Source organism: Candidatus Wallbacteria bacterium (genome assembly GCA_028687545.1).
Taxonomy (GTDB): Bacteria; Muiribacteriota; JAQTZZ01; order JAQTZZ01; family JAQTZZ01; genus JAQTZZ01.
The window spans coordinates 1-9,899 of record JAQTZZ010000083.1 but is presented as its reverse complement, the minus strand read 5'-3'; the positions used below and the strand labels follow the sequence as shown (position 1 = coordinate 9,899).

Here is a 9,899-nt window from a genome sequence, read left to right as displayed (position 1 = left end):
ACCCAAACTGAGTTTAAGGATCTGGGGGTCAGGCAGGCCCTGGCCATGGCAATTGACAGGGAGCAGCTTGTCAGGGAAGTAGATCACGGATTCGGATCAGTCCATGCAGGTCCCTTTTCCAAAACCAGCTGGGCCTATGATGCAACAGTGAAGCCACTGCCCTATGATCCGGCCGGAGCTAAAAGGCTTCTGCTGGAAGCAGGCTGGCCTGAAACCCGGGAAATAGTATTTTCTTATGCAGTTTCTGTCACAAACTTACTGACTGCGGCTCTGGTGAAAAAATGCTGGGAGGAGATCGGCCTGAAGGTAAAAAACGAATCTTTACCCCTGACTGATTTACTGTACAAAATGCAGAAACGCGATTTTGATGCAGGACTCATGTATTGGGATGGACTTCAGGATCCGGATGATTACTCTCTGATCTGGGAATCTAAAAATATCCCTGAATCAGACGTGCGGGGATCTAATTTTTCTTCCTATCAGAATTCAGAAGTGGACAGACTGTTCGAAGAGGGCAGAGTAACCATAGATCTGAGTAAAAGACAGAAAATTTACCGCAGGATACACAGGTTAATTTGTGAAGATCAGCCTGTCACATTTCTGGAAAGTTACGAGGATATCTGGGTTGTGCATAAGCGTTTCCACAATATCGAACCCGGCCGCTGGGTTTTCACTAATGTGGAAAAATGGTATGTTCCCTCAGGCATGCAGCGGTACCTGAAGTGAATTTTTGTCCGCACACATAGTTGTCACCCTTTTAAATACCTTGAAAACTGAAGCTGGTTGAAGCGGAATGAAACTGGATAGTGTTTTCGCACCATGCATAATTAAATTATCAAAGTATGGACGCGTGCGGAGTAAGCATTAAATTCAGAAAAGAAGTATCAAGGAGGAAAGTATGAAGAAAAAAACGATGAAACTTGCATGGATGACTGGGGTATTTTTGGTACTGGCCTGGACTGCCAGCGTATGGGCTGCAGACACAGGAGAAGTTATCGGGCAGTATCGCGGACTGGTGATTGTGACTGTGAAACCTGTGGCTGGAGCAACGACAAGCACTCATGAGGCAGTCACAGTAAAGGAATACACTGAGAAGTCATACTCGGACAGCAGCGAAGCCATGGCTGCAGCCGAGAAAATGGAAACAGAGGCCAAGGAAAATGCAATTAAAAACGCAGAGTCTGTCTGGCCGGACGTGCCGGAAGACAAGCTGGATCTGAAAGTGGAATTCCGCGTCGAGGACGGAACCAATGGCGACGATACCAGTGAGTGCAGATTTTTCGGGGTCATCGCAGTGACAGCCAAGCCCTCAGGCACTGACCTTGAAGAATCGTATGACAGAAGTTCAGAGGTAAGTTTCAAGATTACCTATTACACTGTCACAACCTTCAAGACTTCTACAGAAGCTAAAGCTATGGCTGAAGAGATGAAAAACATGGCGATTGATAATGTAAGAAATATCCTCAAAATGGTCTGGCCCGAGGTGACAGGAGATAACCTGCAGATAACGGCCGAATGTTCAGCTGTGGCTGTAGAAAACATCGCGCCTGAAGGTATCTTCGCAGCGATAGATATGAGATCCAATGATTCAAACCTGGAATCCGGCCTTTCCAACCGCCTCTGGGAAGGAGAATCTCTCAAAAACTAACAGCATAACTTAATACTCTCCTCATTTGCCCCGGGTAACCCAACCCGGGGCTTTTTAAAACCAGTAAAGTAACAGAGCCTGCTGGCTGCAGAATAAGTAAAATGTGGCGGAATTAAGAGCTTGACACTTCCAGTCACTACTTGCTGGGAATAATGGATGGAAAAATGGAAAAACTTTAATCAGGGAGACATATTCGGAAATGATAAAATTGATTTTCACCCTAACTTTACTTTCAGCATTTTCTTTGCAGGCGGAAACCTTTTACATCTGCCATATCAACGATTTTCACGGATATCTATACAAAGACGAAGGCTGCCAGATAGCCAGGATCGAAACCCTGTACAAAAGTATCAGTCTGCGCCATAATCCATGCCTGTTATTCGACACCGGTGACTTTCTTTCAGGTTCTGTTTACGCGAATTTCTTCCAGGGCGAGTCGGTAGCCAGGATTTATGCATCGATGCCCTTCACTTTCCTCACTTTCGGCAACCATGAGTTCGATTATCCTTCTCCCGGATTGCAGGAATTGAACGCAAAGTACAGTCTCCCCTTTCTTTCCAGCAATGTGGTGTCCAGAGGAGGTGTGTCCTTTACCAGGTCCATTGTAATGACAATCGGCACAAAAAAAATCGGCATCATGGCTCTGACTACAGAAAGCACGGCATCCATATCCAATCTCAAGGCTGTCTGCGATTTTCAATTCCTGGCCACTCTCAAAGAAACTTCTACAATTCTCAAGGAATTCAAAAAAAAGAAGGCAGACTTCATTATTGTCATTTCTCATCTCGGGTTTGACAAGGACCAGGAATTAGCCATGAGATTTCCCCAGCTTGACCTGATCATCGGAGGCCATTCCCACACAGTGCTGGAAAAACCGTTCAGGATCGGAAAAACTGCGATTGTCCAGGCCGGGGCTCAGGGCAGATATTTCGGATTTCTGCGGATCAGAATCGAAGACTGCAAATCCATCAATGGCGGATTGATTGAAGTCAAACCATATCTTACGGAAGATCCCTTTATCAAATCGATCGCTGAAGAATACAGGGCCAGGCTGAAGGAATCACTCGGCCAGCCGATCGCCGCGCTCGACGAACCGCTTCCGATCAAAGGCAACGGTTCTGGTGAAGCCAAAATCGGCAACCTGCTCTCTGATGCCCTCAGAAAGGAAACCGGCGCTGACATAGCGCTGATCAATGCCGGAGGGGTCCGGAAAGGCCTGCCTCAGGGTAAAATCACCGGAGAGGATCTTTACAACACACTTCCCTTCAATAACAATGTTGTCTTCTATCTTCTGGACAAAAAAGCAATCCTTGAAATGATCAGACAGGGATTGTCAGGTGCGACAGAGGATTCCCTTCAGAGCAGATTCGACGTCATTTCCGGTATTTCTTACAGGGCAGTGCTGAAAAATGGAGAAATCACTGATCTGGAAATCATGAAAGACGGTAAAACGCTGAACGATAAGCAGCAATATCTGGTGGCTGTTCCTGACTACCTCGCAGGCGGCGGCGACGGATTCACTGTTTTCAAAAACAGGAAGCAGCTTGAAAACCCATTGGCAGGCACAGGCATCAGGGAATTGATACTCTCCTATTTTAAGAAAAACCCACATCCTACTCCTGCTCTGGAAAACAGGTTTGAAATCAGATTTGAACCTCTGCAGCCTTAAACAGTTCTGAAGCGCAAGGTGGAAGATATCAGCGGCTGGTGGGGATTCTATGCCCGCTTCGGCGATGAGTCAGGCAGACCTGTAAAGGATGTCAAGTGGATTACGAAATGAAGCAGGCGGAACCTTTTCCAGAGAATTCTATGGAAAGGTGAAAATCCTGTATACCAGGTCGTTGACTGCAGGATGAAGTGGTTTATTCAAAAGATCCGATGCTTTGACAATGCTGCAAATTTACTGATATCTTGATTTTATGAGTACTTCTTCATCCCTTGAGATCGGGACCATTCTTTCAGGCTGCCGAGTGCTCGAAAAAATCAGCGAAGGCGGCATGGGGGCTGTCTATAAAGCCCAGGACCTGGCACTGAACAGAGTAGTAGCCATCAAGGTGATAAAATACATACCGTCAATGGCTGTCATAGAGCGGGCTCTCAAAGAAGCCAAAGAAAGATTTCTGCGTGAAGCCAGGCTGCTTGCTCAATGCCGCCACCCTGGAATAGTACAGATCCATGCTATGGGGGAGCATGAAGGATTCCCCTATTTTGTAATGGAGTATCTGGACGGAAATTCACTGGAAAGCTTCCTGCACAAGGCGAGATCCATTTCCGAAGGGAAACTTCCTGAACAAATTTCAGGAATAAATGCACCAGGGAAAAACGAACAGATACTTCCTTATTTTCTCCGTACTCCGACGTCTTCTCCCCTGCAGGATCCGGAGTATCTGCCAAAAGTCAATTCCCTGATTGCCGATATCGCAGAAACGCTTACTGCAGTCCACCGTTTAGGCATCGTCCACCGGGACATCAAGCCGGCCAATATTTTGATCTGCAATGACGGGGCCGTGAAACTGGTGGATTTCGGCCTGGCCAAAGGTGAGGATTCAATTGAACTCACACGTACTGAGCAGGTAGTGGGAACTTATAAATATATGGCACCAGAACAGTTCATGGGCAAAAAGGGCGAACTTACAGCCCAGACCGACATTTACAGTCTGGGCGTGACATATTACGAGCTTGTAACACTTAGAAGACCTGTGGAAGAGGACAGCGTAGGAGCCATTGCCAGAGCCATCCTGCAGGGGGATTTTCCAGAACCGATCATACTCAACCCTGACCTGCCTGTCCAGATCAACCGTGTGATCATGAAATGCCTTCAAAAGGAGTCTGAAGACAGGTTTTCCTCAGCTGAGCAACTGGCTGATGCAATCAGGATGATGGACAGGATCGAGGGGTTGGGCCGGAACCAGGAGCATATCCGGGAAAGCGGTTCTATCAGGCCTATTCAAGCGCCACACACCGCTCCAATCGATCAATTTAAAATCCGTCTGAAAGTATTTTTCATAGTGCTGCTCACGATCGCCGCAATTGCAGGGTGGCACCATTATTCTTCAGTAGAGCCGAACGGAAAACTATCTAGGTTGTCGCTAGGTCCACCTGCTCCTTCTCAGATCGCCAAAGCTGAACAGCTGGAAGATAAAAAGGAATGGGCAGCCGGCCGTGAAGCATGGGAGCGGGTGATAGACACCTGCAAGGCCAGCCCGGAACAACGCGATGAAGCTGTCCGCCATTTGAAAACTTTGAACTCTCTCGTGCCTCCCAATCAGGACCAGTCCAGGGCCAGTGTCTGGAGAATCACTGCAGCGATTTTCCGCAATCTGGATTTCAAACTCACACCAAAAGGGTCGGGGGAAATACAAGTCAGCGCCACTTACAGCACTGAAGAGATTGAGTCCATCGAACATGGCTTGCAAAGCTTTTCCAGTCACGTCTTTGAGCTCAGCAGAGGGATGGTACGGATCGAAATTACTGTGGAAGTGATCGACGAACCTGTGTTAAGCCTCGCTCAGTCTTACGGGAATTACTTTCTGACTCCTGAAGATGTGAAAAATAATCTCGCCAGCCATTTAAAGCCCAATCAGGCAGACACGATCTTTGGTTATGTTAAAACCGGAGACAGCGGCCACAGAGTCTCCCAGATATTTAACGGAGGAGCCTGCTATCCTGAAAAGGGATTTTCCTGTCTGATGAATTCAGGAAAAATCAAGCAGGAAGGAGAACTGGAATTGTATGTCTGGCTAGACCAGGTAGACTGGACCTTCGCCAATCTTCTGCATTACCCGGATGATCTCGTCCCCAGCCCGGGCAGCGGGACAATCGAAGGCCAGGAGGGTGGCGATCCCCATTATCGGCGGCCGCGGAACGAGACAAGCTGGCTCGATTTTTATCGTCACATCATGTCAGAGCATATCACTTCCAGAATGTGGACTGAATTCTGCAGCAGGCCCTGGCAAGATCTCGAATTCAACCGGGACTGGCTGATACTCGGCCCAATCCCTTATAGCGGCGATACGATAGAAGAGGCTTTTTCACAGACGGACTGGGATCCAGGTAAAACTCCTGATGAAGGAGCAAATTATAAAAATCTGGTCTGGAAACGCATCAGGTCTGAACAGAGTTTCGTGAACCTTTTTTCCGGCTGCGGAAAAGTGAATCACGCTACAGCCTGCGCATTTTCCCGTGTAGAAGCTACCCAGGAATGCGATTCCACTCTCTGGATCGGATATGACGACTCGATCATCATCTATCTGAACGGGCACGAAATTTACAGCTACTTCGGCCCGCACGCGGCAGGCCCCGATGACGCAGGAGTGAAGCTGCATCTGGAAAAGGGCATGAATAATCTCCTGCTCAAAGTAGCTGATATCGATGGATCATGGGGATTCTTCGCCCGCTTCGGCGACGAACTGGGCAGGCCTGTGACCGGAATCAAGTGGATTACGAAATACTGATTTTCTGCCTGAAATCAGGCTTAAAAAACAATCCCCATCGCAAATAATTTTCCGAACGAGTTGATTCTGATCAGTTCATGTTCATCACTGTCGGCACAACACCAACCCTTGATTTGCCGTATTCTATGTACATGAATCCGCCTTCGCCCCACTGGGTACCGCTGGAATTCTTGAGAATCCAGCAGCCGACCTGCCCCATCGACTCGTCCCAGCCCACGAGTATCACGGCATGGTTGGGATCTCCTGTGGCGTCATGGTTGTAAACTCCCCCGCTGTAATACATGAAATTCCCGTCAATGGTCATGCCGCAGCAGATAGGTCCGTAATCCATGATCGCCTGCTTGATCAAATCCGTATCTGCAGGATTGCTCTGATCCGTGGCAAGCATTTTCCAGCCTGTGATTTTATAAGGCCTGGACAGGTCGTCCGTGCAGTTTCCATCTGTCCCGATGTAAGGGCAGTCCTTTTCCAGAGGGAGACCTTTGTCCTGCAGACACTGAGCTGCATCCAGAAATCCTCCGGTCTGGCTGTTGTAGCCGTTCTGATTGCAGTTGATCAGATCCTGCTCTGACAGGTTAAGTTCAGGGTTTCCCTTCATCATCACCTGAGATTCCAGCCCGCCGGTCAAAGAGAATGCCCAGCAGTACATAGTCTCACCCTGATTTTTAGGAGTGCTGACCGCCTTCATTTCCCGCCAGTCCAGTTTCGCAGGCAGGTTTTTCGATACTTTCAAGTTGAGGATAGAGGCATTTTCGGAAATCGACTTTGGAAAAACCAGTCCGCAGATGCTCTCATAAATAATTCCGGCAGGTGCAGCTTCAAGCGACATCCTGTAAGTCGCCCCTTCCTGTTCGGCAGTCCTGACAGCCTGATTGAAACGGATCAGCCGGTTTTCGCTGATCCCTTCAAGATCCATAGGCCATGCATTCGTTGCGACCAGAAAAACAAATACTGAAATCCAAGCTTTCTCCATAATTCCCTCCTGTGTCTTTCTTCTCTTTTCATTATCCTTCGAAACGCAGGGGTTTGAAGTTTCATTCAGCTGCATTCCGCTTCAGTCTGTGATTTTGAATTCATCAACAACAAATATAAAGAAGCAGGATGAAGCAGGTTGAAACTTCAGATTCGCATCGTTTCAATCAATAATTAATTTACAAGCATTAGTGCGGAGTATCCAGTTGCCGTATCTGAGTATCTTCAGTTTAAGGGGGAGTATATGAGTAAAAAAGGAATCGCACTGCCTCTCGTTCTGGTACTGCTGCTGGTTCTGTCCATGCTGGGAATCTACCTGAACAAATCGGCACAGCATGAGCTCAGTTTCACATTCAGGAGCGCGGACCATCTGCGGGCCGGCTACATCGCAGACGCCGCGATCCAGGCTGCGCTGGCACAGATCGAAGAGAACATGAACAGGGACGGATTGATCCGCGAAGCAATGGTCAGAGACGAAGCTACGGTTAAGCTGCTGACATTCAACGATCTGAAAGAGCCTTACAAATCAGCATTGTCGGGGCTCGTCGATGACATGAATAATAATGACAGCGGAAAAAACCTGATCGACACCTGCTGTTTCGAGATCAAAATCGAGGCTGCTGTCTCGGAAAGCCTGAAACTGCATAAGGATCTGTCTGATAAATTCGGCGATCGCACCAAGCGGCTGACCATCAATGCCAGGGTGACATTCAAGGGGACAGGCAGTAAGCTGAAGCTGAACCCATTCGTCAAGGACGTCACCCAGTGCTTTGGCGTTAAAATATCAGATGTCCGCCCGGTCGGAAACAGATATGTGATGATGGTGGCGGGAATCAATGACTCCAAAAAGGATTTCAATACAGGCGACCATTTCTTCGTCAGCAACAAGCCGAACATCGGTGACCCGAGCGAAGGCATTTCGATTGGAGGCAAAGAAGCGCTCGTCAATCTCTTCCCTCTTTATTCTGGCCATGAGGACTGGGCCGACGGCATCAAACAAAAGACCAGCGATCTGCTTTCCGACAAGTCCAAAACCAATTCCCCAGCATCGCTGATCCCCGGGTGGGACGAATCCATGGATCAGGCATTCAAGCCTGAAGATACCGACAATTTCGTTGCTGACAACGAACCATGGGAAGCGAAAAACATTCTCTCGCTGGCCGGAAACGGAGCCTCACAAGAAAAAAATCATGCCGCTGAACTTATTTCCCTGACCGGAGCCGAAGAGTCGAAGGGTGCCCCATCCTGCCGCAAGGGCGGAGGCCAGGTGCATGAAAAAAGCCAGGAAAAAATCCTTCTCAATGCCTGCGAACCTGGAGAAACCAAAGGCGGACACAAAGTGGAAGAACATTCCGAACCGATCATGTCCGGCTCAAACGGTTCACATCCTGCAAGCGGAAACTGCGGGGATGAAATCACTTTCGCCTCCTTCCAGCATCCTCTGAAAAAAGTGAATAACGGCCCATTCTTCAATTCCGGCCTGGATACAGGCAGGACCCATCTGTTTTATGAAAACTGCTCAGTCCCCTGCAGGATATTCGGAGACGTTAAAAAGGTCTGGCGGGTATATAAGTATGAATCCGAGGCGGTCAATGACACTAATTTCCAGATCAAAGTTGAGGAAGGCCCGGTCTGCCAGAAAGACCCCTTCGGCAGATGGGCTGTTCTCTGTTACCATCACAATGGCTATCAGCACAAACCGGAAACTGCCTGGGATGCCAATGACAAGGCTCACATCAAGACCGCTAAAGAAGAACTCAAGGGCCAGTATCAAGTCAAAGTGGATAATGGCTGGAGCCCATACGACAAAAAACCGGTTGAAATCAGTATTGATCTCAATCTCAAATCAGGCACGAATCTCTCTGGCTGCGGCGAGATGGTTAATAATAAATTCCTGGCCGGAGCCACTCGCAGAGTTGAAAAACTGGGTCCGGATACCACGCTGCTGGATTCCAGAGGACGGTTTTACCCGGAAGGAGTCGTGGATGTCGCAGACTGCGGTGAACTGAAAGTGGAAGTCAACAGCCCGGGGATGATTCTTACTGGTAAGGCATTCAGGCTCTCATCTTCAAAATATCATGAAAGTCCCCACAAGAATAAATATTTCAAGGTTCAGACTGCTCTGGGGATAATCTGCAATGATGTTGTCACCATCAGTAGCAGCCAGAACAGGGCGGGCATCTGCTGCAGGGCAGTGGACAGTTCAGGGGACATCCAGCTCCATGGCAACCTTGTTGTGGAAAAGATCGTCTGCGGCGCTGAAAAGAAAATCCAGGGCCGTCTGTTCTATGACGGCATCCTGCGCGCAGATGATTATGCCGCGGATGACGTAGGGGATGAGAATGAAAAAGCCTGCTTCGTGGTTTCCATCAGCCCGATCCCGCAGGAATACTTCGAGGCTGCTTCGCTGAAATAAGAAAGAACTGTCGAGCTATCGGCCATAAAAAACAACCACGGATTTCAGTCCGTGGTTGTTCTGTATCTATGGCTGTTTCAGATTCATTCTGCAGATCCGGCGCAGGACTTCACAGCTCTCCATATCGTCTGCGCGGCAGATCCGGTCCAGGACATGCTCTGCACAGGGTTGCTGCCTGTCTCGATGTAATACAGCTTCACACTGCCGTCCCGGCACAGGCCGTATAACATGAGCGTGCCGTCTGCTTCCTGCCTGCATACGCACTCCTTGAAGGGGTTGGCGAGCTGGATCAGGAAATTTTTCACTTTGTCCAGCAGGGTATTGAGATCGTGTTTGTATTTAGCCACTTCCTTAGTATATTTATATGTTTTTACGGGGTGCAGCTCCCCTCCCTGGCAAATGCCTTCCT

7 protein-coding genes are annotated in these 9,899 nt (G+C 48.6%); 5 read left to right on the top strand and 2 right to left on the bottom strand.

Annotated elements, in window-relative coordinates:
• From PHW04_18480 to PHW04_18465, 4 genes are all read left to right on the top strand, one after another.
• Nucleotides 1–726 (top strand): ABC transporter substrate-binding protein (locus tag PHW04_18480; GenBank protein ID MDD2717879.1); only part of this gene is annotated, 726 nt, incomplete at its 5' end.
• 172 nt (nt 727–898) lie between these two features.
• The gene (locus tag PHW04_18475) at nt 899–1,648 is read left to right on the top strand and encodes a hypothetical protein (GenBank protein ID MDD2717878.1); all 750 of its coding nucleotides are present in this window, start codon (nt 899–901) and stop codon (nt 1,646–1,648) included.
• 199 nt (nt 1,649–1,847) lie between these two features.
• Nucleotides 1,848–3,317, top strand: a complete 1,470-nt coding sequence (locus PHW04_18470; GenBank protein MDD2717877.1) for a bifunctional UDP-sugar hydrolase/5'-nucleotidase — start codon at nt 1,848–1,850, stop codon at nt 3,315–3,317.
• A 250-nt stretch (nt 3,318–3,567) separates the two neighbouring features.
• Nucleotides 3,568–6,102, top strand: coding sequence for a serine/threonine-protein kinase (locus tag PHW04_18465; GenBank protein ID MDD2717876.1), 2,535 nt, complete (start codon nt 3,568–3,570; stop codon nt 6,100–6,102).
• Between the two features lie 70 nt (nt 6,103–6,172).
• Here the strand turns inward: PHW04_18465 and PHW04_18460 are convergent, their stop codons facing one another.
• Nucleotides 6,173–7,075 carry a C1 family peptidase gene (locus tag PHW04_18460; protein MDD2717875.1) on the bottom strand — a complete coding sequence of 301 codons (903 nt, stop codon included), beginning with the start codon at nt 7,073–7,075 and terminating at the stop codon, nt 6,173–6,175.
• 243 nt (nt 7,076–7,318) lie between these two features.
• On the opposite strand from PHW04_18460, the gene PHW04_18455 reads away from it, so the two are divergent.
• Nucleotides 7,319–9,490, top strand: coding sequence for a hypothetical protein (locus tag PHW04_18455; GenBank protein MDD2717874.1), 2,172 nt, complete (start codon nt 7,319–7,321; stop codon nt 9,488–9,490).
• 83 nt (nt 9,491–9,573) lie between these two features.
• On the opposite strand, the gene PHW04_18450 is transcribed toward PHW04_18455, so the two are convergent.
• Nucleotides 9,574–9,899, bottom strand: a 326-nt coding sequence (locus PHW04_18450; GenBank protein ID MDD2717873.1) for a hypothetical protein, incomplete at its 5' end; no start/stop codon positions are given.